This window comes from Marivivens aquimaris, from assembly GCF_015220045.1.
GTDB lineage: Bacteria > Pseudomonadota > Alphaproteobacteria > Rhodobacterales > Rhodobacteraceae > Marivivens > Marivivens aquimaris.
Map to the genome: position 1 here is coordinate 2,237,505 of NZ_JADBGB010000001.1, position 23,839 is coordinate 2,261,343.

The window sequence follows — 23,839 nt, forward strand, 5'->3', positions numbered from 1 at the left end:
AAACCCCGGCGAACCAGTCGCCGAGGCTTTTTTTGAGGTGTCGGTTTTCCGTCAGCCGCGGAGCAGCTGGAGAACACCCTGCTTCGAGGAGTTCGCCTGAGCGAGCATCGCGGTCGCAGCCTGGCTGAGGATCTGGCCGCGGGCCAGGTTGGTCGATTCCTGAGCGAAGTCTGCGTCCATAACCTGCGACTTAGCGGCCTGAACCGAAGTCGAGATGTTGGTCAGGTTCGAGATAACCGAGTCGAGGCGGTTCGAAACTGCACCGAGGTCAGCACGGCTATCCGAAATCTTCGAGAGTGCGACGTCGATCACCTTCAGCGCGTCGTTGGCGCCTTCAGCGGTGGTGATGTCGACTTCCGAAACCGCGCTCAGCGACGATCCGAAGTGCAGGTTGGCTGCGGTGGTGTTGAGGAACGATTCCGAAGTGTTCGCAACGTCGGCAACGTCGGTAGCGACCGAGAAGGTGTTGGTCGACGTCATGTTGACCGAACCCTTCATGTTGACCGTGTCGGTGGTGCCGGCAGTGGTCGGGTCGAGGTCGAAGGTCGCAGCACCGTCACCCGAGGTGATGGTCATGGTCGACGAAGCGGTCGACGAAGCGAAGTTCTCGATCTTGATGTCGTCGCCGTCGACGTCCGACAGGACGATGTTGCCGTCGTCGTTGATCTCTGCGGTAACACCGGTCTGCGAGGACAGGTCGTTGATCGCGTCACGCAGCGATTCCAGACGCTCGCCGCCGTTCGGGTCTGCTGCCGGTACTGCAACTGCCTTGGTCGAGACACCGTTGATGTCGAACTGGACGGTCGAAGCGACAGCCGAACCTGCGGCTTCCGGACCTTCGAGAACTGCGGTGGTCTTTGCAGTAGCCGAGACGCCGGTCGACGACGAGATGCCGTTGATGCGGGCAGCGATGTCCTTGGCGGAGTCGGTTGCGGTGGTGGTCAGCGTTTCCGAACCGCGGTGGCCCGAGATGGTGACGGTTTCAGCGTCGAACGAGGTGGTCGACTGTTCCGAGGTCAGCTCGTGTGCACCGATGTCGGTCGCTTTCGCGCTGTCGACGTCGATCTGCATGGTGGTGCCAGCGTCGGCGCCGATCTGCAGCTGCTTACCTTTGAACGAACCGTCGAGGATGTTCATGCCGTTGAAGGTGGTGGTTTCAGCAACGCGGTCGACTTCTGCAATGAGCTGCTTGGCTTCTGCCATCAGCGAGCCACGGTCCGAAGCAGTGTTGGTGTCGTTTGCCGACTGAACTGCGAGTTCACGCAGACGCTGCAGCATGTTCGAGACTTCCACGTGTGCACCTTCAGTGGTGTCTACGAGGTTCTTACCGTCCGAAGCGTTACGAATTGCCTGGTTCAGACCCATGACCTGTGCAGTCATCTTTTCGCCGATGGCCATACCGGCGGCGTCGTCCTTAGCAGCGTTGACGCGCAGACCGGTCGAAAGGCGGGTCATTGCGGTGTTAAACTCGTCATTCACGCGAGCCATGTTGGACTGTGCGTTGATGGCGCCGATGTTAGTATTAATCGTAGTCATAGGTGCCTCCGATAGGGTTGGCGGGTTGTTGGTGACGCGCCGTGCAGCGCTTGTCATCCTCAACGGCTCCCTGAGAATTTGTTTAGCACGAAATGAAAAATTGTGCCGCGGCAGGACCTTACCGCTCTACTGACTCTATACGCACGTAAGCGGCACGGTTTTTGCCCACGTATCCGGCACCCGTTGCGCGTGGATTTTCGCGTGTCTGCTGAAATTCTTCAGCCACATGCCGTTAACCCATAAGCAACCGGAACCGGAGTTAGACTATGGATCTTGCATCGCTTATTGGCCTTATCGGCGCGATCGGAATGATCGTCGGCGCTATGATCAGCGGTGGCGGCGTTGGGCCGTTCATCGATGTACCTTCGATCCTCATCGTTTTCGGCGGGACGCTCTTTGCGGTAATGTATCTGCTGCCGATGGGTGTGTTCCTCGGACACTTCGGTGCGATGGCCAAATGCTTCATGCCGTCCACATTCAAGACCGATCAGCTGATCGAGAAGATGGTGGAACTATCGAACCTCGCCCGCAAGGACGGGATGATGGCCCTCGAAGGTCAGCAGGTCACCGACAAGTTCTTCGAGAAAGGCCTCCAGATGCTTGTCGACGGTGCGGACGAGCAGAAGATGGCCAAGCAGCTCAAGCAGGAAATCGAAGCGATGAAGCGTCGCCATGCCGCCAATCAGTCCGGCGTCAAAGCGTGGATCGACATCGGTCCTGCGATGGGCATGATCGGTACGCTGATCGGCCTCGTTCTGATGCTTGGCAACATGGCCGACCCCAAGGCCATCGGCCCCGCGATGGCGGTGGCACTTCTGACGACTCTATATGGCGCGTTCCTTGCGAACGTGCTTTTCGGTCCGATGCTGGCCAAGCTCGAAGGGTATTCGGCTGATGAAGTCGTCTACCGCGAACTCGTCATCGAAGGCCTTCGCGGCATCGCCAAAGGCGACAGTGGCCGCAACATTCAGGATCAGCTCGTCACTGCCCTTGCGCCGAAAGAGCAGCAGAAAATGGCAGAGGCTGCGTAAGCCATGGCAAAGCTCAAGGTCGTCCCCCCGCCTCCTCCCGAAGAGGAAGAAGAGCAGGAAGAATGCCCGAAGTGCCCACCTGTGGGTGCTCCTGCATGGATGGCGACCTTCGCCGATATGGCAACGCTGCTAATGGCGTTCTTCGTTCTCATTCTGTCATTCGCGGAATTCAACCAGCCGCGCTTCAAGATGATCGCAGGCTCGCTGCGTGAATCCTTCGGTGTGCAGCGCCTCGTGCCTGTCGTCGAAAGCCCCAAGGGCACGACCGTGATCTCTCAGACGTTCTCTCCGTCTCCGCAACCGTCGGTCACGCAGGAAATGACGCAGGACACCACCCAGCAGGACCAGCGCGAGGTGAAAACCGACGAGCCGACCGAAAACACCGAAAAAGAAACCGACCCGCAGGAACAGACCGAAGAGCAACAGCAAGAGCAGCAAGAGAAAGAGCAGCTCATGGAAGAGCTTCAGGACGCGCTGGAAGGCACGGACCTGTCGGTCGAGATGGATGGCGATCAGGTCACTGTAACCTTCCCAGAAGCATCGTCGGACCAGCCGATGGCAGAGCGCGCAGAACAGATGCAGCAGCTCGCCGACGCGCTGGAACAAACGGGCGCTACGGGTGAAGACGTCCAGATCAGCGGCCTCGCCAACGATCTGGGCCGTATCGCGGACTCAATGGGCGGCGCGGGTGAAGGCACGGGAACAGGCGATAGCCAAGCGGCGCAGCGCCGTGCGGGTGTGGCCGAGGCAAAGCTTGAAGTCGCACTGCAAGAACAGATCGATCAGGGTCTCGTCGCGGTGGAACGCGAGGACGACAAGATCTTTGTCACTGTCGGTGCTGGCGGCGCGTTCTCTTCGGGTTCTGCCGATCTTACCCCCGAAGCGCAGGAAATCATGCAGCGCCTCGCGCTTACCGCTGCGGGCAACGATGGCACGATCACTGTGACCGGTCATACTGACGACGTTCCTCTTTCGGGCGGTCAGTTCACAGATAACTGGGGCCTCGCCTCGGGCCGTGCCTCGGCTGTGGTGCGTGAACTTGGCGCCACTGGACTGATCGCTCCGGACCGTCTTTCGGCTGTCTCCAAAGGCGAAAGCGAGCCTGTGGCCAGCAACGACACACCCGAAGGGCGCGAGCAGAACCGCCGCATCGAAATCGAAATCGACTTCTAACAAGGAGCCATCGCAATGGCCGTCGATTATATTAGCACGCTGAACAAGAATGGCTCGGGCCTTAATCTGTCCGAGCTGGCAGGCAGCATCGCCGCCGCCGAAACCGCACCCAAGATCTATGCGGCCGAAAAGAAGAAAGCCGAAGCCGAGGTCGCAATCTCTGCCTACGCCCAGCTTCGCGCGGCTTTCGAGGATTTTGACGGCTCGCTCGCATACATGCAGGGCGCATCGGTGCTCAGCGCTCAGTCGGCCAGCTCCGCGATTTCGGTCGAAGTCACCGAACGTTCTGCCGTGACAGAGGCCACATCGAGCGTTGACGTAATTCAGACCGCAAAACGTCAGGTGCTCGAATTCACAGGCTTCACTGGGCCGGATGATATCATCGGGACTGGCGACATCTCCGTCGAATTCGGCGTGTGGACGGACGACAATACGACCTTCACCGCAAACCCGAGCTACCCCGGTAGCACCATCACCATTGGTGAGGGCGCGACGCTTCAGGACTTCGCCAACGCCCTTTCATCGCTCGACGGCGTCACGGCCAAAGTACTCGACCGCGGTGACGGCACCTATACGCTCGGCATCGTATCCGAAGAAGGCGCGGGCCGCGCCATGCGGTTCGAGACGACCAACGCCACCGGCGCACTCGTCGACTTCGACACCACGACCACCAACGTGGACAAACAGGTTCAGGCGGCGCAGAACGCCCTGCTGACGGTCGACGGGGTCACGATCTTTCGCGACACGAATGTCATTGATGATGCCATCGACGGGCTAACGCTCACGCTTAACGGTACGACCGAATTTCCGACCGGCGTGACGGTGAAGCGCGATGCGGAACTGGCATCCCAGATGCTTCAGACCTTCGTGTCGCAGATCAACACGACCATTCGCACGATCAAGGACATGACCGTCTACGGCACCGCCGACAACGACGCCGGCGACCTTGCCGGTGATCGCACCGCGCAGAAACTGCTCAAGGATTTCACCGACGTTCTGAAACAGCCGCTCACGGGCCACCGCGATGATCCTGTCTATATGGCCGACCTTGGCGTTGCGACCAATCGTGACGGGACGCTGTATCTGAACACTGCGCTTTTCGAGCGGGCATTCACCAACGACCCAGATGCGTTCGATCAGGTATTTCAGGACACGTTCCGTTCGGACAACGATGGTATCACGGTCAGCGGCACCGCGAACTCGTCCACCAAGTCAGGTTCGTACGATTTCAGCTTCGATCCTGATGCGGGCACCGTCCGCATGGGCAATTCATCCATGTTCGCGACCGCGCTGGACGACAACATGATCCGTTTCGTGGCAACGTCCGGCGATATGGCTGGCGTGGTCATGCTGATGGAGAACACCGCCACCACAGGAACGATCAGCTATGGCCGCAGCCTTGTGTCGAGCCTTCGCGAAGTGCTGGATGATGCGCTGAGGGTCAACGGCACGTTCGACAGCCGTGACACCTACTTCAACAACATCATGACGGAGCAGGACGCGGAGCTGAAAGAGGCCGAGGAGCGTACCGAGACGATCGAGACGCGTTACCTCAAGCGTTTCGCAGCTATGGAAACCGCAATTTCCTCGCTGAATGCGACGGGCGAATACCTCAGCAATCTCGTGGATAGCTGGAACAAAAGCTAAGCGCGTTCGGGACGGAGGTCGCTGTTATGCGACCTCGCGGTTCAGACCGTACTTCTTCATCTTTTCGATGAGGGTCGTACGGCGCAGGCGCAGCTGGGTGGCCGCACGGCTGACGCAATAGCTGGTCTTTTCCAGCGCCGTCTCGATCAGAGCCACTTCGATATCACGCAGGTAGACGCGCAGGTCGAGGTCTTGCCCCTCCGCATCGTTCAGGTAGCGGAACTGGTCCGGCGACGGTAGATCGTGGGTCTCCGGCATGACCGGATCGGACTGCGGCGCACAGCCGTCGATGTAGGGCATACCGGCGTTCAGCAGGAAATTCTTCACCATATCGGCGGTGACAACCTGACCAGGGAACATGACGGACGCGCGGATAAGCGTGTTGCGCAGTTCGCGGATGTTGCCGCGCCACGTGTGCGACTGAAGTGCGCGCATACCGGTGTCGTCGAACAGCGGCTCGTCAAAGGTGACGTCCTTCGCTTTGTAATCCTTAATCATGCGATCCAGGATGAGCGGGATGTCTGTGACCCGCTTTGCCAGCGACGGCAGACCGATCTGGAACAGGGCGACGCGGAAATAGAGGTCTTCGCGGAACTGGACTTCTTCCTGAGAGGTCAGATCGCGGTGGGTCGCGGTGACGAGGCGAAAATCGACGTCGATTTCCTGCATCGAGCCAAGGCGGCGGATTTTGCGGGTTTCGAGAACGCGGAGCAGCTTTACCTGAAGCGCGGGCGGCATGTCACCGATCTCGTCGAGGAATAGCGTACCGCCGCAGGCTTGCTCGAAACGGCCGATCTTGCGACCCTCAGCACCAGTAAACGCACCCTTCTCGTGGCCGAAGAGTTCGCTCTCCAGAAGCTCGGCGGGGATGGCGGCACAGTTTACAGCAACAAGCTCGCCTTTGCGGCCCGAAACGGCGTGCAGTGCTTCTGCAACCAGTTCCTTGCCCGTACCGGTTTCGCCCTGCACCAGCACCGGAGCCACCGAAGCACCGACCAGTGCGATGTGCTGCTTGACCTGCTGCATGACAGGGGACGTCCCTGCAATGATACCGTCGACGACAGCGATAGCGCTATCATTGCTGGGCGCGCCGAATTGTACGTTTGTCCAATGCTGTGTCATGGTACCGTCCTTACTTATTGAATTTCCGACAGAGTGTCGGGCCACTGACACATCATCCCACAACCGCAGAGTTATTTAGACTCTGCATCAGAGGGACTAAAAACCGCGTCGGACTAGGCTTTCATCTCATCGAATACCGCAAATTAACCTTACGGATAGTTTGACACTGCGCTTACCTGAAATTCAGGTGTGATTCAGCCTTGGCCGTGGCAGCGATGCCAACTGCACCTGTCGAGAATCGGACGACCGTCGATTCGGCGTGGAATAGGTATCCTATCCCTCTGTAAATTGGACAGTTTTGCAAAATAAGCGCATGAATCGCGGCCAAGCCGTGAAACCCGCCTACGAAGGAGGAACGGATGTCGCTTCGCTCTGTATGTCCCGTCATTCTCTGTAGTGGCCGCGACCAGAACTTCTGGCCGGTATCGAGCGACGCCTTGCCTCAGCAGTTCGCAAAAACAGGCGATGCGCCCAGTGCTTTCCAGCAATCGTTGAAGGCTGCGTTCGAATTGGGCCTCGGACCCGCAGTGGTTGTAGCATTGTCGGATCACCGTCACCTCGTCGATGACCAAATCGCGGAATACGGCATTCCGGTCCGTGCGGTCGTTGGCCTGCCCGAAGATCGCGGCACATCAGCGGCGGCTTGCGCGGCGACGGAAATCGTCGCGGCAGAAAACCCTGATACGTCGATGCTGCTGATGCTGGCCGACCGTCAAGTGATCCAACAGCGGTCCATCGCGGATGCTATTTCCGCCGGTTATCACCTGTCGGACAGCGGGCAGTTCGTGTCCTTCGGCTTCCCGCCGGGTGCCGGGGTACCGCGATCCATTGCGATCGAACTGGCGCAGGGAACGTCTCTCTCGACCTCTCCGCAGCCAGTCGCTCAGTTCCTGCCAACCTCGGATACCGCCGTGGCAGGAGAGATCGCCGCGACGGGTCGCTACATGTGGGGAATGCAGCTCGTGCTCGTGGCGGCTAAAACACTGCGCGGCATTTACGGTCGCCACGCCGCCCCGATCCGCGCCACTGTCCGCCGCGCTGTCCGCGAAGGTCAGGTGAATGGCAAATCCCATACTCTCGGGGCGTGCTACAGCGCCGCCGATGAGACGAGTTTCTTCACCTCGATCATGCAACACCAGCAGGGCACCGTCGTGCCGCTGGCGTCGGGGACTTCGACGGTCGGCAACTGGCGTGAGGTTTGGCAAAGCGCCGAGAAGGATCGCAAGGGCGTGCGCGTCGAAGGCAATGCTCAGGCGCACGGGTGCAACGATACCTACCTCGCCAGCCAGTCGGACGGGATGCAGGTTCTCGGCATCGGGCTGAGCAACATCGCCGTGGTCGCCACACGCGACGCCGTGCTCGTGATGGATATGGACAAGACCGAGGAACTGCCGACCGTGGTCAGGCAGATGGAGGCGCGACACTCGTCCAAGTCACAAGGCCCTGTGCTCCAGCTTCATCCGTGGGGCAGGACCGAGATGCTACAAACCGGCCCGACCCATCGCCTGCGCTGGGTTATTATCAAACCCGGTTGCCGCATTCCCACCCGCTCTCACCTCAACCGCAAAGAGAACTGGGTTGTGGTCGAGGGGACAGGCCGCGTCGTCCGTAATGGCGTCACGGAACTTATCTGCGAAAACGACTCTGTGCTGATCGACAAGGGTCAGGAATACAGCATCGAAAATCCGGGCAAGGCGACGCTGAAACTGGTCGAGGTCCAGACGGGACCGTACCTTGGCGATGACGATCAGGAAGTGCTCGACACCGTCTACGAGACCGCCGACGCCGAAGAATAACTACTGCGCAGAGCCGAAGAGTTCGCGGAACGCTTCGATCTTGTCCCAGTCGCGTTGAAGGCGCGGCGGCAGGCTTTCGCGGCTGGCCAACACGCGGTTATCGGTGACACGCCAACGACCCTCGGTGCGCGTCTCTTCGGTCGGCGCACTCAGCACCACAGCAATCGGCGCGGCCTCGTCATAGGTGCCACGCGCACGCGGGCGCGGAGCATGTTCGGGCGCGCCTGATTGCGGCGCATCGTCTTGGCTGTCGTCTTCGCTGGCGAGATAGACCTCGACCGTCGGCGCCATAGCGACGAGCGGCATTGGGCTGCGGGTCAGGAAACCGCGCTGCGGCTCGGGGAGCGGCACGGGATCTTCCTGCCGGATTTCAGCGATGATCTGATAGACCCGCTCGCGATACGCGCCGCCGCGATCCGTGTTGCGGGAATGGTAACTGGCTGTCGCGGCATCCCATCCGCCAAGCTGATTGTAGAGCTCGGCCATGAACTGCGCCCCGTATCGGGTGTTCAGATCGGGATCGAGCATATCGGCCAGCGACGGGAAATTATCGTGGTGCCAGCGATAGTTAATCTGCATACAGCCCACGTCGATGTTCGTCACACCCTCGGCCACGGCTTGTTCCAGATAAGCCAGCGCCTCGGCTCGGGTATCGAAATACATGCTCCGCCCGCCTTGGTTCAGCGTCCAAGGCCACGCGCGGCGATCAACGCCGTCTATGGCGTAACCGCTTTCCATACGCGCCACAGCGGGGAGCAAGGTTTCGGGCAGTCCTGCCTCCTGCCCCGCAACGGCGGCCAGTCCCTCGCAATCGGGAAGGTTGGCCAGCGCGGGCGTTGCCACAAGGGCAAAGAGGGGAACAAGAAATCTCATGCCCCTGCCCTGCAAGTCCCGCGCCACTCAGCGCAGGAAGTCAAAGAGCGACGTCTGCGTGATTTTTACATAGGTCTGCTGCGAGGCATCGCGTGTCAGAAGCAGCGTCTGCAATTCCGTCACAGCCTTCGCGATGTCGAGGTCTTCGAGGCCCGCGACGGCTTCGTCGATGCGCAACTGGCGGAAGTCGAGCGCTTCCTGCTGCGCGTCTACGGTGGCGCCCATCGCACCAACTTCGGCGCGCATGGCAGCGAAGTGACCGACAGCTGCCTGAACCTGCAAGAGCATTGCATCCGATGACATCGTCACCGCCTTAAGCAGGATCGGGTTCTTTCCTGGCTGGCCACGGAATTCGAGCTGCTGGAACGAACCGATCGGCCGCTGCGGGTTGTCGGAGCGTTTGAAATTCGCCAGTTCAAACTCGCTTTCCGAATTCAGGATGATGTCTTTGCCGTCGGCCGACACCTCTGCGGTGACGCCTGTCGTGGCGCTGTGCGCGTTGATCACGTCAACCATAGGCTGCGGCAAGCCTGCCACCAACTCCGCCTCGATATCGACCGAACCCTCCGGCCCGTTGATGGTCATGGAGATCGTCTTGGTCGTGCGGTCCGCATCCAGAACCAGCTTGCCGCGGCCCGTCACAGCCACCGCGTCGTCGGCCTCGTACATAGTGGTGTCCATGCTATCGACCAGCTTGTCTACGATGCCGAACACACTCGTACGGTCGCCTGCGAGTGGCGCGGTCATGAACAGTTCATCGCCATTGAGACCGACCGCCATCGTCAGCGTTTCTGACAGCCGCTGGGACGGACGCCCGCCGTCCCCGACGTATTGCACACCGTCGTTCGTCTCCACGAACGCGGGCGCGGCGGAGTATCCGGCGAAAAGCGGCTGGCCAAGCGCGTCGGTGCGGTTCGCGATCTCGACCAGCGAGGTGCGGAGTGTTTGCGCCTCGGCCCTGATACCTTGGATACCTTCGGCGGGCAGCGTGCTGTTACCCGCTTGGATCGCCAGTTCGGTCAGGCGGCGCATGATGGTTGCGGCATCTCCGATGGCTTGGTCCGACAGGCTGATCCTGCTCGCGGCCTGATCGGCGGCGTTAGTGAAATGATCAAGCGCCGCGCGTTCCTCTTTCAGCGCGGAAAGCTGTGAGGCGCGCATCTGGTCGGCAGAGGCTCGCGGGTCGTTCTTGCCCGACGAAATCTGTGCCTGAAGATCCGACACCTTCGCCTGCACGCGGCTGAACGAGCGGGTGGCGAGGTCGGTGAAAAGCTGGTTACTGACCGTCATGGCGTCCTCTTTCCGGTATTAAACGCGGATCGTGCTGAGAAGGGTGTCGAAGAGATCGTTGGCGACCGCGAGGATCTGCGCGGAGGCCTGATAGGCTTGCTGGTTCTCGACCAGACGCGCGGCCTCGACGTCGAGGTTTACGGAGGTCCGGTCGTCATAGACGCGCTCGGCGCTTTCGCGGGCCACATCGGTGACGGAGACACGCGCCTTGGCTGCAGCCACGACTGCGCCCTTTTGGGCCTGAAGCGCGGCGAGGATACGGCCAAAGCCGCCCTTGCCCGTGGTCGGGTCTGCGCTGCGCAGGTCGGACATCGCGTTGATGTTGCGGCTGTCACCGACAAAGCCGGAGTTGGCGACGAGCGAAAAGCTATCACCGTTTTCAGGCTGACCCGTCATCGCGAACTGGATGTCGTTCAGGATCGCCGAATTGTTCGCGTCGAGCGATTTCTGCGCAATCGTGTGTCCGGTTTCATCGTCCACGAGGCGCACGGTGCCCGCGACGCCGTCCACCACTTCAACACGGACAGACGACGGGAATTCCGAAACTTCGCCAGCCTCATATCCGCCTGCGAGGCGTAGCGGCGGGGCGCCGGTGATGAAGACGATCAGGTCTTCGTCAGGCAGGTCGGAAAGGCTGATGCGTTGGGATGACAGCGCCGAAACGGACATATCAGCGTCGATCGCCGCGCCATCCGTCGCGGTAAAGGTCAGGCTGTCGCCATCCACCTTCGCGCGCATACCGAGCGTAGCAAAACCTGCCGCCGTGCCGCCTGCCGTTTGCGGAATACTGACAGGGCCGACGCTGGCTTCGAATTCAAAGCTCAACTGCCCTGCGTTCATGCTCGCCGTGCCGGGGAAACCTGCGGGCAAAGTCGCGCCTGCGGTGGAAACGCCGACCGTGTAGATCGTGCCGTCGACGTCGATGTCCAACGTGGACGGCAGGCCGCCCGCGTCCATCGCGCCGCCTTGGATGGTGGTCGTCGCGCCAAGGCCAGCCAAGAGGCCGAACGCCGCTGCGCCCGAGGCTCCGGCAGGAACGCGCAGCGCCTCGCCGTTCAACGTGCCGTCGTTCACGGTGATCTGCAGCTGGTTGGATGCATCGAAGCTGGCCGACAGGCGACCCTCTTCAGGGCCAGTAATAGTGATCGCACCGCTCGCGCCCATGCGCAGAACATAGGCCTCCTCGCCCAGCATGACCGTTGTGCCAGCGCCCGTTACGGGAAGCGAGGCAACAGCTGCGCCCGTCAGCGACGACTGCGGCGCGGTCGCCCGCATTTCGGCGGCGAGTCCGGCGGCTCCGCTCGCGCCGGTGTAGCTGACCGAAAGCCCGCGTACGTCGACGCTGTACTTCGCGTTCGGCGCCATCGCCGCGAGCCCGTCGAGGCTGCTCGCCCCGCCATCCAGCGCGTCATCACCCGCAAAGGTGAAAGTCTGGATCGATCCGGCTTGGCCGTAGGATTGGGTGACAAGACCGCCCACCAGCGGATCGACGTTGGACGCGTACATCGTAGCGCCATAGCCAACACCAAAAGCGCTCGGCGCTTCGATGGTGACGTGGCCGGTGAAGTTGACCGCATCATTCCCAGCGCCCAGCGTCACGGCATTACCGGCGGGAAGGCCCTGACTATCGGCCTCCTGAATGGTCATGGTGCCGCCGCCTGAGTGGGCGAATTGCTCAATCTTGATGTTTTCGCCGCCCTCGTGGACCAGCACGATGCGATCACCGTTCGGCGAAAGCTGCGCGGAAATACCTGTCGAGCCGAGGCGGTCGTTGATCTCGTAGGCGAGCGTGTTCAGATCACCGTTCACCACAAGCGCAGAGATGTTCAGCGCGGCGGTGTTGTCTCCCTCAAGACGGAACGCAACGGTGCCGTCGCCGGTAATTTGCAGATCCAGCGTGGTGCGGGCCGAGGCGTTCATTCCTTCGACACTATCATTGAGCATCACGGCAGCACGGGCCGCGGACATACCTGCCGACAGGTCGATGGCGAGGTCTTCGCCTTCAACATAGGACAGGGTCAAGGTTTCGGGCGAAGATGCGCTCCCGACGGCAGGTGACGCCCAAGTTTGCGGGGCGGCCAGCGGGACTTCGACAACGTGCGCACCCGGCAGGGTTTGCTGGGACACGGTCGCGCCGCGATAGCCGGTCGCGCCTTCGGGGTAGAGGTAATCGTCGATATAGCTGGCACCAGCAAGGAAGCCGTTGGCTTCGGTGAGCATGTTCGCCGCCGTTGCCGCATCAAGCGCCGTGCCCGCAATCTGCACGCCGTTGCGGGTGAAGACCTGAACGGTGCCGCCCGACGGTTCGGACAGTTGGAGCAGGCCGGAGACATTGCCCATCCCGCCCGACAGCGTTGCCGCCGCGCCAAAGTCGCCATCGCCGAGCGCGAGGGTCAGAACGCCATCGGTGCCTGCTGCGTGAACGCCGAAATCGGCGAGCGTTTCGCCAGATGCGGTCGTCAGCGTGCCATTGTTCAGGGCAGCCGCGAGGTCGGCCACGGTCGCTTGGCCTGCGAGGGTAAATGTCTGCGTCGTGCCGCCTGATGTGAAGCTGAGTGAAGACACCCCGCCGGCATCCGCGTCGTTCAGAACGAAGTCCATCGTCGACTGTTGGCCGAGCGCCGAGAGGTTCAGGCTCTTCGCGCCCGCAGGAACGTAGCCAACGACTCCAGCAGACAGGAGGCTCACCGCATCCGCGCCGTTCGACGTGGCGGTCAGAGTCGCAGCAAGGTCATCGACGGCGGGCGTTGCGACCGGAACGCGGGCCATCACGGCGGAGCCAGAGCCGAGGTTGGACGCATCGGCGACAACCAGCGAAGACGCCGCCGCCGCGAACTGCTGCGGCTCGGTCAGGACCATCGCCATGTCGACGGCACGCCCCGAAACAGGCGTAATTGTGTAGCGGTCACCGTTCGCAGGCGTACCGCTAATCGTCAGCGTCAGACCGTCCATCACGAGGATATTGGCACCGCTGGCCAGCACATTGCCATCCGCGTCCTGCGCCGTCCAAGTGCCTGCGGCATTGTCGCGAACCAGTTCGAACTGCGGAAGCTCCGCCGCCTGATCGCGGCTCGTGATGGTGAATTCGATATAGGCCGTGCCGCGATTACCGGCGGAGGCATCGGCGGTGAAGCCGATCATATTGAACATCTCTCCACCGACATTGCCCTGCTGGTCGATGCCGCTGGCGTGGAGTGCGTTGATATCCCGCGTCACGCGCCGCGCGAAGGCATCGAGCTGGATCATCGCTTCGTCCAGCGCGCCGATGGCATTGCGGTAGCCCTGAATCAGACCGCCGGAAATCTGGGTGCTCTGCTTGGTCTCGCCGTCACGGGTGATGTTGAGGCGCAGGTCGGTGTCGGCCTCGACCGCGACGGTGGAGGCTTCTTCGTTGTCGGCCAGCATCGGCCCGCCCAGCGTATCGCCAAGGCGCACAACGGCGCGGCCGAACTGGTCGATCTGGGTGTTGGTGCCGGTGATCTCGGAGATGTCGTTGAGCAGACGGTCGCGCTCGTCAAACATCGGGTTAAGGCCGCCGTTTTCGTTGGTGGCGCCCGACAGTTCGAGTTGTAATTTGGTCAGCTGGCTGAGCTTCTCGTTGAGCATCCCCACCGCTGTGTGCGCTTGAACCACAACGTCCTCGCGCAGCTTCAACAGGCCCGTTGCAACATCTGCGATCGAGGTCGCCATCGCGCGGCCCGCTTCAAGGGACGACTGGCGCAATGCGATGTCGGACGGATTGCCCGAAAGGGTCGAAAGAGAACTGAAGAACCCGTCGAGGCCCTTTGCGATGCCGCCCGTGGTCGGCATGAAGAGGTCTTCGATGGCGAAGGTCACATCCGCGAACGCCTCGGCAGAGCTGAACGCGCTCGCAGTTGAACGCACGCGCTCGGACAGGAACGCGTCGTAAGAGCGGCGCACGTCATCAACGATGACGCCTTGCCCGCCAGAGTTCTTGGACACGGCAGACATCTTGCCGCCGCGCACTTCGTGGATCTGGATGTCGCGGCGGGTGTAGCCGTCGGTGTCCGCGTTCGCGATGTTCTCACCGGTGGTGGTGAGAGCCGCGCGATATGCCATGACAGCGCTGGTGCCGATATCGAGGAGGTTAGGCATCTACATCACCCCTTGTAACGCACGAGCGGCGACAGCTGGCGGACGACGGCATCTGCGATGCCGAGGTTCGAACTGCCCGAAACGGCTTCGGAAATTTTCATGTCGAACAGGCTCTGCGCAGAGCGCACCGCGCTGCTGCTGGTGAGGTCGTCAGAGTAAGCCTCGGTGCGCGCCGATTTCAGCATCGTGTTGATGAAGATGGCTTCGAAGCCTTCAGCTGCGGCGCGGAGTTCATCCCGCGCCGCAGCCTCCCCATCCTGCGCGCTCTGCACGGAGCGGCCGGAATCTGCTGAAACCATGAACTGACGGACTGCACTGACTTCCATGATACTACCTCAGATGACGACGAGTTCTGCCCGTAGGGCCCCTGCTTCGCGCAGGGCTTCGAGGATCGCGACCAGATCACCGGGTGCGGCGCCAACTGCGTTTATGGCATCCACGAGCGAGGCCAGCGAAACGCCCGGATCAAAGAGGAACGCCTTGGCCGGATCCTGATTGAGGTAAAGCTGGCTATCGGGGGTGATGGTCGGCTGCCCGGGAGCGATGACCGTCTGATTATCGTTCATTGTGACGGTGGCGTTCTGATCGACGTTGAAGTCTTCGTTGATCTGTACCGTCAGACCGCCATGCGTTACGGCGGCGGGTGTGACGAGGACTTCGCCACCGATGACAACCGTGCCTGTACGGCTGTTCACCACAACCTTCGCCGCCGGAGCGTCGGGGGTCACTTGGATATTCTCGATCAGGCCCATGAAGGAAACGCGTTGATCAAGGTCGACAGGCGCACGCACCTGAATGGATGTGCCGTCGAGCGCGACAGCCACACCGCCGCCGAACACATTGTTGATCGCTTCGGCCACGTTTGCGGCGGTCGAAAAGTCACTGCGGTTCAGGTTCAGGATGAGGCTTTCGGAGTTCTGGAACGGGCTCTCGACCATACGTTCGACCGTACCGCCGTTCGGCACGCGGCCCACGGTCGGGATATTCACGGTGAGCGACGAGCCGTCCTCTGCCGACAGACCCATGCCGCCGACGATGAGGTTGCCCTGCGCGATGGCGTAGATTTCGCCATCGGCACCCATGAGCGGGGTCATCAAAAGCGTGCCGCCCTTGAGCGACTCCGCTGCGCCGACGGTGGACACGGTGACGTCGATTTCCTGGCCCTCCTTGAGGAAAGCGCCAAGTTCAGCAGTCACCATCACGGCGGCTGCGTTGGATGCGTCGATGTCACCGACTTCGACCGCGAGGCCCATGCGGGACAGCATCGACTGCATGGATTGCAGCGTCAGACCGCTGTCGCCGTCGCCCGTGCCGGAGAGGCCCACGACAACGCCGTAGCCGACCAGCGGGTTGGAACGGACGCCGGCCACCGTGGCCATGTCCTTGATCCGGTCAGCCGTGGCCGTCGTCGCTGCGACCAGAAGGCCGAGGGACAGGAGGACCGCACGGATCATAGCGGGGAGACCGTGTTCAAGCCGCGGCGCAGCCAGCCCGGACGGGCAGCATCGGCGCTATCGCCTGCGCCAACGTATTCGATGCGGGCATTCGCGATGCGGTCGGACGGAACAACGTTATCAGGGCCGATATCTTCGGGACGGACAACGCCTGTGATACGGATGAATTCTGCGCCCGAGTTCAGTGTCAGACGCTTTTCGCCCATGATTTCCAGCATACCGCCGGGAAGTTGGCGGACGACCTGAACGGTCATGCGGCCACGGAGCGAATTCGACTGGTTGGCCGAGCCGTTGCCGTTGAAGCTTTGCGTCGTGCCGTTGGTCAGCAGCGCATCGTCAAAACCGCCGGTGAGGATGTTCGGCAGGTCCATCTGGTAGCTGGAGCTGCGCGCCGACGTGGCGGTCAACGACTGCGATGCGGTGAAGCGTTCGCTGAGTTCGACGGTCAGCACATCGCCGATCTGGGCGGCGCGGCGGTCCTGAACGAACAGGCCTTGCGCGTTGGTCGAATAGATGCTGCCGGTCGGCTGACGCTCGGCCTGATACATCGGTTCTTGCAGGTACACCGGCTCGTAGTTCTGGGACTCGACTTCCTGAACGTAGGTCGAGCATGCCGTGGTGAGAGAGAGTGCCGCGAGAATGGGGAGAGCTTTTTTCATCGTGTGTCCTATCAGAGCTTGTTGGACATGAAGCGCAGCATTTCGTCCGCTGCGGAGATGGACTTGGAATTGATTTCGTAGGCGCGCTGGGTCTCGATCATGTCGACGAGTTCCTGCACGACGTTCACGTTCGAGCTTTCGAGCATGCCTTGCGCGATAGACCCCGTGCCGTCCTCGATGGGGGCGGTCACGATCGGCTGGCCCGATGCGACAGTTTCAACGAGGAAGTTTTCACCGATCGGCTCAAGGCCGCGCGGGTTGGCGAAGTTCGCCAGAGTGATCTGGCCGATTTCATCCATTTCGGTCTCGCCCGGCATCAGCACTTTGACGACGCCGTCGTTAGCAACGCTGATCTGGGTAACACCGACAGGGATCTGGATTTCGGGCTGGACGACATAACCGCTCGCGGTGGTCAGCGTACCTTCGGAGTTCATCGAGAACGCACCGTCGCGGGTGTAACCGATACGGCCATCCGGCATCAGAACCTGGAAAAAGCCCGTGCCTTGAACAGCGAGGTCGAGGGCATTGCCCGTGTCGGCAAGCGCGCCTTGGGTGTAGAGTTTATCGGTCGAAACGACGCGGACACCGGTACCGACGGCAAGTGCGCTGGTCAGCTGTGTGTCTGTGGATGTCTGGTCGCCGCCAGGTCGTGAAACCTGATAAAGCAGGGTTTCGAAGTTGGCTCGGTCCCGCTTGAAACCGGTCGTGTTCACGTTCGCGAGGTTGTTCGCGATGACCTGAAGACGGGTTTGTTGTGCGTTCAAGCCTGTCTTGGCAACGTGCATTGCGCTGGTGGACATTTGCGGCTCCTTCCGGGGTTCCTTATTCACCCGTTAAGCTGCAAACCCCGTGCCACCTCGGGGATCAGGCCAAGATTATTCGGGCGCGCGCATCAGCGTCGCACCAGCCTCGTCGAGCGTCTTGGCCGTTTCGATCATCTTGGTGTTCATTTCGAACCCGCGTTGTTGATCGATGAGGGCAATCAGTTCCTCGGTCGGGTTGACGTTGGAGCTTTCGATGACGCCCTGACGGATCGAGGCGCCTTGGTTCGGAACGGGCATCTGCCCTTCAAGCGGACGGATCAAACCGTCGAGACCTTTGACCAGCACCTGATTGGGGTCGGGAGAGACCGTTGCGATCAGGGCGACCAATTCGGTCTGACCTTGCGGTGCATCAACCGGCTCGATCAACAGCTCGCCCGCTTCCGTGATCTGCATGTTGCGATAGGGCGGCAGCACAATCGGGTTCATCGCCTGATCGAGGATCAACTCGTTCGCGCCATTTACCAACTGCCCTGCCCCATCCGTGCGGAGATCGCCGCGGCGGGTCAGCCCCGGCTCGCCATTGCCTTCTTTGACATAGAAGTACCCGTCCTCGCTGATCGCGATGTCGAACGGGTCTCCTGTCTGTTCCAGATTGCCGACGTCTTCGAGGAATGCGCCATGCTGCATGGTCGATTGGAAATAACGGACATTGAACGAATCCTGCCCGTTGACGACAACGGAGTGGTCCGCGATCGAAAGATCGCGGCGGTACCCCGGCACGTTCATATTGGCCAAGTTCTGCGCCGTGATCGTTTGCTGATCCTTAACGGTCTGCATCGAGTTAGCGAGAGTATGTACCAAACGATCCATGGCGGGGCCTCCGGTTCAGATCAGCGATTAGCTGCGGATGTTCATGACCGACTGCATCAGCGAGGAGGAGGTCTCCATCGCTTTTGCGTTGGCCTGATAGTTGCGCTGCGCGGTGAGCAGGTGGACAAGCTCTTCGGTCAGGTCGACGTTCGAACGTTCGAGCATACCCGACTGAAGCTGACCTAGACCCTTTTCACCAGGAGCCGAATGGACCGGCTGACCGGAGTCGGCAGCAGCGCGGAACGATGCGTTACCTGTCTGGCGCAGACCCTGCGGGTTCGGGAAGGTAGCGAGCGCAACGCGGCCCAGCGCCATGCGGTTGTCGGTGCCGTAGTTCGCCCAGATCACACCGCTGTCGTCGACTTCAAGGTTCGACAGGCCGAGCGGGCCGGTACCGTTGTGATTGGCGGATTCCATCGCAAAGGGCTGGTCCTGCATCATCGAACCGGCAACGCTGATGGTGTAATCGACAGCGCCGACTCCAAATTCGAGATTGCCTTGACCGTCGACCAGTTCACCTGCGGCGTCGAAGGTAAAGGTGGTCGGGTTCAGCGCGTCAGCGGCGGGAACTTCGTTACCATCGACGAACAGACGCATTTCGTATTCGGTCGTCTCGTCGAGCACATCGGGGTTACGCGTCTTGATGTAGTAGGCGCGCGCCTCGACTGCGTTGCCTTGTTCGTCCGACATCGGAACGGGCGTGCTGAACGCGTAGGAGGTCGGATCAGCGGCGTCGAATGCATTAGTCGGCGGCACGGCGTCCTGCTGACCGAGCATGTCGTCACCGCTCGGCATCCGCATTTGCAGCGCAAGCTCGTCAGTCGGCTGGGTGGTGCCTGCAACGAGCGGCACGTCAACAGGTGCCATTGCGCCGTCTTCCATCGACAGAACGGTGCCGTCATTGGCAACCGGCCAAGCGAGAAGCGGGCGACCGGAGGAGTCGGCGATGCGGTTCGTGGAGTCCAGCTTGAAGCCACCGTTACGGGTATAGGCGACTTCGGTCGGATTATCGTTCACGTCGATCTGCGGCGCGACCGTGAAGAAACCCGGCCCTTGGATCGCGAGGTCGAGGGTCTGACCTGTGGCGACAAAGTTGCCCTGATCGAACTGGACAGCCACGCGGCTCATGTGAGTACCCGAACCGACGACAGTCTGAAAGCTGTCCATCGGGTTGGTGTAATAGTCATCGACGAACTCGGCGCGGCTCTTGCGGAACGCGTTGGTGTTCACGTTGGCAATGTTGTGCGAGGTGGTCGAGATGTCCTGCTGGGCGGCGATCAGCCCGGACAGGGCGGTGGTCATGCTCATGGTTGTTACTCCGAGGCTGATTGTTAGCGGAAAGCGGTGACTTCGAGAGTGTCGAGGGCTCCATAGTCCTCGAGCTGTAGGGTAATGTTTGTGGAGCTGGGTCCGCCGATGGCGGATTTGACCTGCGCGTAGACGGAGGTCGGTACAGATACGGTTCCGGTCTCGGTATCCGCGACGACGGTGACGCGGACCTGACCGTGGTTTGCAACGATATCTTGGGGAACGTTATCCCAGTCGAATGCGACCTGACCCGGCGACTGCGCACCGAGGACTTGGGTGTAAAGCACGCCGCCGGTCTTCGCGTCGTTGTAGCTGACGACGACTTCGCTCGCGGCGGAGTCGAGCGTGGCCATGCCGTGAATGCCGCCGTCCGATCCCGGACGAGCGACGTTGCCATCGACAAGAACCGACTTGCCCAGAAGGCTCGCGGCGGTCTGGACTTGCGACTGGCTCATCGTGTTGGCGAGGCCCTCGATGCCCGAATTCACACGCTCGATGCCATCGACGGTGGAGAACTGGGCCATCTGCGAAAGGAACTCTGCGTTGTCCATCGGGGACATCGGGTCCTGATTAGTCAACTGCGCAGTAAGCAGCTTGAGGAAGTCTTCCTGTCCGAGGACAGCGCCTGCTTCCTTATCGGTCTGAACGACGCCCTGTCGGTTGAGGCTAAAGGGGTCGACTGAAGAAATCTCGGTCATTTGTCAGTTCCTTATTTGCCCATCGCCATCGTGCGGGACATCAGGGTCCGCATCGTGGAGACGGCTTCGAGGACGTTCTGGTACTGACGGCTGGCTTCCAGCATATCGACCATTTCTTCTTCGGTGTTGACGGTCGAGGCATAGACGAAACCGTTTTCGTCGGCCTGCGGATGATCTGGACGGAACAGCGCCTCGGGTTCGCGATCGAGCGCTTTGACGTCGGTTGCACGCACAGTGGCGAGCGAATTGAGACCCGCATGCCCCTTGGCGTATTCCGTTTCGAACACGGGGCGGATCGCGTGGTATGCCTCTTCGGGCGTCGAGCCAATTGAGCTGGCGTTGGCCAAGTTCGACGCAGTGGCATTCATCCGCACCATCTGCGCGGACATCGCCATTTTGCCGACATCGAAGACGTTGAAGTTAGCCATTATTCACCTCCGTTGATGACACGCATCAGTCCGCCAACACGGCGGTTCAGGAATTCAAGGCTGGACTGGTAACGAACGGTATTTTCGGCAAATTCCATTTGCTCGACCGCCATATCGACTGTGTTGCCGTCCAACGAGGGAACAACTGGTACTCGGTAACCGGGGGAAGTGTCCGCAATGGACCCGATACCCAAATGACGATCGCTGGAGGTTTTCAGAGCACCCGAACCATGCGTTTGCATGGCGAGCTGCTGCTCGAAATCGAAGTCACGGGCTTTGTAGCCGGGGGTGGCTGCGTTCGCGATGTTGGACGTCAGCAGAGAGTTACGTGCATTGCGCAGAACAAGCGCCTCTGCATGAACTCCTAAACCTTCTCTGATGCCTGTCGTCATATTGAGTATCCGGTTTTTGTGCGGAGAACCCGCCATTGCGGAGATGTGTGCAAACCGCGTGCCAACCTGCGTTCGAGGGAAATGAATGGCCAAAGAGCAGTACATGCCCCAGCCGGCTTCGATGAAGAAAGCCGTGCGCGCCATCCTGCGAAAAGCAGGAGAGGTCGAGGACGTGGACGCGGTCGAGACCCTTTGGGAAATGCACGACAAGACCAAGGACCATCTGGAGCGCCGCACCATGCGCGCTGCCCTGATGAATTTGATGGTCAACGATCCGCCGAAGCCGAAAGCCAAGCCCGCACCCGCACCTGTGATGGAAGCGGAACCGGAGCCAGAACCCGAAATCATCGAAGAGCCGGTGATCGAAGAACCGGAAGAAGCACCCGCTCCCAAGAAAGCGGGCAAGAAGGCGCAGATGATGTCGATGGACCTCAGCGACGTGACCATGATGCTGCAATTCGGCGGCGGTGACGATGATGAAGGCAGCGATGAGGAGGATGACGACGGCGAAGACGACATTGCCTTTGACGACGAAACCTCGACCGAGGATGGCGATATCGCCTTCGATGGCGACGACAGCACAAGCGAAGATGCCGCGTTTTTGTCCGACGATGATACGCCCAAGCCCGACGCCGCCTTTGCCGAGGACGATGCCGCGGCGATGTTCGCGCAGCTTGGCGGTGACGAGGAGCCCGACACGCCCTCACCCGTTATCACTGACGGCGATGCTCCCTCGGACGAGGAAGTCGTTGCGGAGGTAGCGGCCGAGTTGGAACGCGACCTTGCCGCATTCGACGCAGATGACGGCAATGACGAGAAACCCGAATTCGAAGCGACCGGCATTCAAGCCAAGGAGACGTTCGAACCTGGCGCGGTGGTCTTCCCTGATGATGACGACGCAGATGCCGAGCCTGATGAGTCCGACGCAGACATATCGGACGACACTCTCGTAGATGACGAGCCTCCCGCCGCGACCGAGGACGAGCCGGAAGAACCCGCTGCCGCGCCCCAATCCGAAACGGCAAAGCGGACCGACAGCAAGGTGCTCCAGTCGAAGACCAAGAAGAACCAAGGGCCGGACTTGTCCGCTCTGGGTGATAGTTCGCTCTTCGACTCGCTGGGTGGCGGCTTCGGCGACATGGACGAAATGGAATAAAAAAGGGAGGCGACCGGTAATGGTCGACCTCCCCGTTCAGCGTGAGTGGCGCTTATTCTTGTGCAATCAGACCAGATTGCGGTCCCGTGCGATCATTGCAGCCTGAGTGCGGTTGCGCGCTTCGAGCTTGCGGCTCAGGGTTTTGACGTGGAGCTTCACAGTGACTTCCTGAAGGTCGAGGTCACGAGCGATTTCCTTGTTTGACTTGCCGTCGCAGATACCGCGAAGCACATCGGTTTCGCGCTTGGTCAGTAGACCGTCGCCGGCAGCCGGAGCTTCCTGCATGAAACCGAACGGCGCGTAGGTTTCGCCAGCCGCCATGAAGCGGATCGCGGTGACCATCGACTTGGACGCGAGGGTTTTCGGCACGAAACCGGCGGCACCGGCTTTGAGGGCTGCGTCGGCTACGTCGCGGGTGGCTGTTCCCGAAATTAGCGCCACAGGACGATCGTCATTAGCCTGACGCATCTTCGTGAGACCTTCGAGGCCGTTCATGCCAGGCATATTGTAATCGAGGAGCACTACATCAAAGCTGCCAGTGTTGTCGGCTTCGGCGATTGCTTCATCGAGCGTTGCGGCAGTACGTACCTCGACGACGCCCTCATTGAGCAGGTAGGCCGCAATGGTCTCCCGAACGAGGTCGTGGTCGTCAGCAATCAGTACACGCATAAAGGGCTCCGTTTCTCTCTTGTAGAACCCGTTACGCTCAACAGGTGTGGGTTCCGAACTGTTTACGCTTTCAGGCGCGTTAGCATTTCCTTGAATATACATCGGATGAGTTCCTCACCTATCACATCACCTGTCGTCATGCTTAGGAACTTAGAACACAACCGTACGCTGAGACAGCATGCCCAATGTATACCCATTCGCGCAATGGCAGAAGTATACTATACGAACGTATATTCGGTTATTCGTTTGCCTTGGTGACCACTATGCCTAATGATGCCAACAAGTCAGGTAGATACCATATTTCCTGAGAAGGGGGCCCCTATGCAGGCGAACATACCGACTCGCGGCAGCGTTGTCGCTGCTGTACTTTTCTTGACGTCCACGCTCGCGATTGCCGCGAATGCCGACGAATTGGCTCGCCCTGAGGGTGACATCATCCTGACGGTAAGCGGTAATATCGCCCACACCAACGGTGATGGAATCGCCGAATTCGACATGGAAATGCTTGAAGAGATCGGCGCGACCTCTTTCGACACGGCGACTATCTGGACGGATGGCGTACAGACCTTCACCGGTGTCGAAATGCGCACCCTGCTGGATTATCTTGGCGCCGAGGGAAGCACCGTCCGCGCAACCGCGATCAACGACTACGCTGTCGATATCCCGAATGAAGAAATCGAAGAAGGCGCTGAACTGGTCGCCTATGCACGCAATGGCGAACCGATGAGCGTGCGCGATAAAGGGCCGCTTTGGGTTGTGTATCCTTTTGATAGCTCGCCAGCGCTGCAGACCGAAGTAAAGTACTCTCGCAGTATCTGGCAGTTGGACCGCATCGAAGTCCTCGACTAACATCGGCC

At 60.5% G+C, this 23,839-nt stretch carries 21 protein-coding genes; 6 read left to right on the forward strand and 15 right to left on the reverse strand.

Annotated elements, in window-relative coordinates; all coding sequences use genetic code 11:
* Positions 1 to 51 precede the first annotated feature (51 nt).
* Entirely contained in the window at positions 52 to 1,536 is a 1,485-nt protein-coding gene (locus tag IF204_RS11120) for a flagellin N-terminal helical domain-containing protein (protein WP_194097008.1), read from the reverse strand.
* A 266-nt stretch (positions 1,537 to 1,802) separates the two neighbouring features.
* On the opposite strand from IF204_RS11120, the gene IF204_RS11125 reads away from it, so the two are divergent.
* The 3 genes from IF204_RS11125 to fliD are packed head-to-tail and all read left to right on the forward strand — an operon-like array spanning position 1,803 to position 5,387.
* The gene (locus IF204_RS11125; protein WP_194097010.1) at positions 1,803 to 2,567 is read left to right on the forward strand and encodes a motility protein A; all 765 of its coding nucleotides are present in this window, start codon (positions 1,803 to 1,805) and stop codon (positions 2,565 to 2,567) included.
* Positions 2,568 to 2,570: 3 nt separating this feature from the next.
* Entirely contained in the window at positions 2,571 to 3,740 is a 1,170-nt protein-coding gene (locus IF204_RS11130; RefSeq protein ID WP_194097012.1) for an OmpA family protein, read from the forward strand.
* A gap of 15 nt (positions 3,741 to 3,755) precedes the next feature.
* The gene (fliD, locus tag IF204_RS11135) at positions 3,756 to 5,387 is read left to right on the forward strand and encodes a flagellar filament capping protein FliD (RefSeq protein ID WP_194097014.1); all 1,632 of its coding nucleotides are present in this window, start codon (positions 3,756 to 3,758) and stop codon (positions 5,385 to 5,387) included.
* A gap of 24 nt (positions 5,388 to 5,411) precedes the next feature.
* Here the strand turns inward: fliD and IF204_RS11140 are convergent, their stop codons facing one another.
* Positions 5,412 to 6,509 carry a sigma-54 interaction domain-containing protein gene (locus tag IF204_RS11140; RefSeq protein ID WP_194097015.1) on the reverse strand — a complete coding sequence of 366 codons (1,098 nt, stop codon included), beginning with the start codon at positions 6,507 to 6,509 and terminating at the stop codon, positions 5,412 to 5,414.
* Between the two features lie 359 nt (positions 6,510 to 6,868).
* Between IF204_RS11140 and IF204_RS11145 the strand changes: the two genes are divergently transcribed.
* Positions 6,869 to 8,305, forward strand: a complete 1,437-nt coding sequence (locus tag IF204_RS11145; RefSeq protein ID WP_194097018.1) for a sugar phosphate nucleotidyltransferase — start codon at positions 6,869 to 6,871, stop codon at positions 8,303 to 8,305.
* Here IF204_RS11145 and IF204_RS11150 read toward each other — a convergent pair whose 3' ends face one another.
* From IF204_RS11150 to flgB, 12 genes are all read right to left on the reverse strand, one after another.
* On the reverse strand, positions 8,306 to 9,178 hold the full coding sequence (locus IF204_RS11150; protein ID WP_194097019.1) for a transglycosylase SLT domain-containing protein: 873 nt from the start codon (positions 9,176 to 9,178) through the stop codon (positions 8,306 to 8,308). It lies immediately after the preceding gene.
* Between the two features lie 27 nt (positions 9,179 to 9,205).
* Positions 9,206 to 10,468: a flagellar hook-associated protein FlgL gene (gene flgL, locus IF204_RS11155; RefSeq protein WP_194097022.1), complete on the reverse strand. Its 1,263-nt coding sequence runs from the start codon at positions 10,466 to 10,468 to the stop codon at positions 9,206 to 9,208.
* Positions 10,469 to 10,486: 18 nt separating this feature from the next.
* On the reverse strand, positions 10,487 to 14,584 hold the full coding sequence (gene flgK, locus IF204_RS11160) for a flagellar hook-associated protein FlgK (protein WP_194097024.1): 4,098 nt from the start codon (positions 14,582 to 14,584) through the stop codon (positions 10,487 to 10,489).
* A 5-nt stretch (positions 14,585 to 14,589) separates the two neighbouring features.
* Positions 14,590 to 14,910: a rod-binding protein gene (locus IF204_RS11165; RefSeq protein ID WP_194097026.1), complete on the reverse strand. Its 321-nt coding sequence runs from the start codon at positions 14,908 to 14,910 to the stop codon at positions 14,590 to 14,592.
* Positions 14,911 to 14,919: 9 nt separating this feature from the next.
* Positions 14,920 to 16,035 carry a flagellar basal body P-ring protein FlgI gene (locus IF204_RS11170; protein WP_407658942.1) on the reverse strand — a complete coding sequence of 372 codons (1,116 nt, stop codon included), beginning with the start codon at positions 16,033 to 16,035 and terminating at the stop codon, positions 14,920 to 14,922.
* Positions 16,035 to 16,697, reverse strand: a complete 663-nt coding sequence (locus IF204_RS11175; protein ID WP_194097030.1) for a flagellar basal body L-ring protein FlgH — start codon at positions 16,695 to 16,697, stop codon at positions 16,035 to 16,037. The genes IF204_RS11170 and IF204_RS11175 overlap by 1 nt, the downstream gene beginning before the upstream one ends.
* 11 nt (positions 16,698 to 16,708) lie before the next feature.
* Complete coding sequence (flgG, locus tag IF204_RS11180; RefSeq protein WP_194097032.1) at positions 16,709 to 17,497, reverse strand: flagellar basal-body rod protein FlgG; 789 nt, start codon at positions 17,495 to 17,497, stop codon at positions 16,709 to 16,711.
* A gap of 75 nt (positions 17,498 to 17,572) precedes the next feature.
* Positions 17,573 to 18,331, reverse strand: coding sequence for a flagellar hook-basal body complex protein (locus IF204_RS11185; protein ID WP_194097034.1), 759 nt, complete (start codon positions 18,329 to 18,331; stop codon positions 17,573 to 17,575).
* 27 nt (positions 18,332 to 18,358) lie between these two features.
* Positions 18,359 to 19,639, reverse strand: a complete 1,281-nt coding sequence (locus IF204_RS11190) for a flagellar hook protein FlgE (protein WP_194097036.1) — start codon at positions 19,637 to 19,639, stop codon at positions 18,359 to 18,361.
* Positions 19,640 to 19,662: 23 nt separating this feature from the next.
* Positions 19,663 to 20,337 carry a flagellar hook assembly protein FlgD gene (locus tag IF204_RS11195; protein WP_194097038.1) on the reverse strand — a complete coding sequence of 225 codons (675 nt, stop codon included), beginning with the start codon at positions 20,335 to 20,337 and terminating at the stop codon, positions 19,663 to 19,665.
* 11 nt (positions 20,338 to 20,348) lie between these two features.
* Positions 20,349 to 20,765 carry a flagellar basal body rod protein FlgC gene (flgC, locus tag IF204_RS11200; protein WP_194097040.1) on the reverse strand — a complete coding sequence of 139 codons (417 nt, stop codon included), beginning with the start codon at positions 20,763 to 20,765 and terminating at the stop codon, positions 20,349 to 20,351.
* On the reverse strand, positions 20,765 to 21,157 hold the full coding sequence (flgB, locus tag IF204_RS11205) for a flagellar basal body rod protein FlgB (protein ID WP_194097041.1): 393 nt from the start codon (positions 21,155 to 21,157) through the stop codon (positions 20,765 to 20,767). The genes flgC and flgB overlap by 1 nt, the downstream gene beginning before the upstream one ends.
* Before the next feature lie 103 nt (positions 21,158 to 21,260).
* On the opposite strand from flgB, the gene IF204_RS11210 reads away from it, so the two are divergent.
* Complete coding sequence (locus IF204_RS11210) at positions 21,261 to 22,313, forward strand: hypothetical protein (RefSeq protein ID WP_194097043.1); 1,053 nt, start codon at positions 21,261 to 21,263, stop codon at positions 22,311 to 22,313.
* 66 nt (positions 22,314 to 22,379) lie between these two features.
* Here the strand turns inward: IF204_RS11210 and IF204_RS11215 are convergent, their stop codons facing one another.
* Positions 22,380 to 22,982, reverse strand: a complete 603-nt coding sequence (locus IF204_RS11215; protein ID WP_167635749.1) for a response regulator transcription factor — start codon at positions 22,980 to 22,982, stop codon at positions 22,380 to 22,382.
* Positions 22,983 to 23,303: 321 nt separating this feature from the next.
* On the opposite strand from IF204_RS11215, the gene IF204_RS11220 reads away from it, so the two are divergent.
* Positions 23,304 to 23,831: a molybdopterin-dependent oxidoreductase gene (locus tag IF204_RS11220; RefSeq protein WP_194097045.1), complete on the forward strand. Its 528-nt coding sequence runs from the start codon at positions 23,304 to 23,306 to the stop codon at positions 23,829 to 23,831.
* The last annotated feature ends 8 nt before the right edge of the window (positions 23,832 to 23,839 follow it).

Excerpts from the sequence above, each read along its gene's own strand:
- IF204_RS11120 (WP_194097008.1), bottom strand. The coding sequence starts at position 1,536 with ATGACTACGATTAATACTAACATCGGCGCCATCAACGCACAGTCCAAC.
- IF204_RS11125 (WP_194097010.1), top strand. The coding sequence starts at position 1,803 with ATGGATCTTGCATCGCTTATTGGCCTTATCGGCGCGATCGGAATGATC.
- IF204_RS11130 (WP_194097012.1), top strand. The coding sequence starts at position 2,571 with ATGGCAAAGCTCAAGGTCGTCCCCCCGCCTCCTCCCGAAGAGGAAGAA.
- fliD (WP_194097014.1), top strand. The coding sequence starts at position 3,756 with ATGGCCGTCGATTATATTAGCACGCTGAACAAGAATGGCTCGGGCCTT.
- IF204_RS11140 (WP_194097015.1), bottom strand. The coding sequence starts at position 6,509 with ATGACACAGCATTGGACAAACGTACAATTCGGCGCGCCCAGCAATGAT.
- IF204_RS11145 (WP_194097018.1), top strand. The coding sequence starts at position 6,869 with ATGTCGCTTCGCTCTGTATGTCCCGTCATTCTCTGTAGTGGCCGCGAC.
- IF204_RS11150 (WP_194097019.1), bottom strand. The coding sequence starts at position 9,178 with ATGAGATTTCTTGTTCCCCTCTTTGCCCTTGTGGCAACGCCCGCGCTG.
- flgL (WP_194097022.1), bottom strand. The coding sequence starts at position 10,468 with ATGACGGTCAGTAACCAGCTTTTCACCGACCTCGCCACCCGCTCGTTC.
- flgK (WP_194097024.1), bottom strand. The coding sequence starts at position 14,584 with ATGCCTAACCTCCTCGATATCGGCACCAGCGCTGTCATGGCATATCGC.
- IF204_RS11165 (WP_194097026.1), bottom strand. The coding sequence starts at position 14,910 with ATGGAAGTCAGTGCAGTCCGTCAGTTCATGGTTTCAGCAGATTCCGGC.
- IF204_RS11175 (WP_194097030.1), bottom strand. The coding sequence starts at position 16,697 with ATGAAAAAAGCTCTCCCCATTCTCGCGGCACTCTCTCTCACCACGGCA.
- flgG (WP_194097032.1), bottom strand. The coding sequence starts at position 17,497 with ATGTCCACCAGCGCAATGCACGTTGCCAAGACAGGCTTGAACGCACAA.
- IF204_RS11185 (WP_194097034.1), bottom strand. The coding sequence starts at position 18,331 with ATGGATCGTTTGGTACATACTCTCGCTAACTCGATGCAGACCGTTAAG.
- IF204_RS11190 (WP_194097036.1), bottom strand. The coding sequence starts at position 19,639 with ATGAGCATGACCACCGCCCTGTCCGGGCTGATCGCCGCCCAGCAGGAC.
- IF204_RS11195 (WP_194097038.1), bottom strand. The coding sequence starts at position 20,337 with ATGACCGAGATTTCTTCAGTCGACCCCTTTAGCCTCAACCGACAGGGC.
- flgC (WP_194097040.1), bottom strand. The coding sequence starts at position 20,765 with ATGGCTAACTTCAACGTCTTCGATGTCGGCAAAATGGCGATGTCCGCG.
- flgB (WP_194097041.1), bottom strand. The coding sequence starts at position 21,157 with ATGACGACAGGCATCAGAGAAGGTTTAGGAGTTCATGCAGAGGCGCTT.
- IF204_RS11210 (WP_194097043.1), top strand. The coding sequence starts at position 21,261 with ATGCCCCAGCCGGCTTCGATGAAGAAAGCCGTGCGCGCCATCCTGCGA.
- IF204_RS11215 (WP_167635749.1), bottom strand. The coding sequence starts at position 22,982 with ATGCGTGTACTGATTGCTGACGACCACGACCTCGTTCGGGAGACCATT.
- IF204_RS11220 (WP_194097045.1), top strand. The coding sequence starts at position 23,304 with ATGCAGGCGAACATACCGACTCGCGGCAGCGTTGTCGCTGCTGTACTT.